General features: G+C 68.9%; 1 protein-coding gene. It reads left to right on the forward strand.

From position 1 onward, the window contains the following. The coding region (locus KH400_RS30205; protein WP_217228489.1) for a glycoside hydrolase family 15 protein at positions 1 to 360 on the forward strand (360 nt) is incomplete at both ends.

Genomic DNA, 360 nt, shown 5'->3' on the forward strand with positions numbered 1-360 from the left:
ACGCCACGCTCACCCTGCTTGCCCTCATGAACGCCGGCTACTACAACGAAGCGCGCGCCTGGCGCGAATGGCTTGAGCGCGCCATTGCCGGCAGCCCCGCGCAGGTGCAGATCATGTACGGGATTGCAGGCGAACGGCGGTTGGGCGAATGGGTCGTCCCGTGGCTGCCGGGCTACGAGGGCGCGCAGCCCGTGCGCGTGGGCAACGCGGCGGCGCTGCAGCTTCAGCTGGACGTGTACGGCGAACTGATGGACGCGCTGTATCTCGCACGCAAGGGCGGCCTGGATGGCGACGAGGCGTCCTGGCGCCTGCAGGTTGCGCTGATGACGCACCTGGAGAGCATCTGGCAGACGCCCGACG

It is taken from the genome of Desertibacillus haloalkaliphilus (genome assembly GCF_019039105.1).
Classification (GTDB): Bacteria; Bacillota; Bacilli; order Bacillales; family KJ1-10-99; genus Desertibacillus; species Desertibacillus haloalkaliphilus.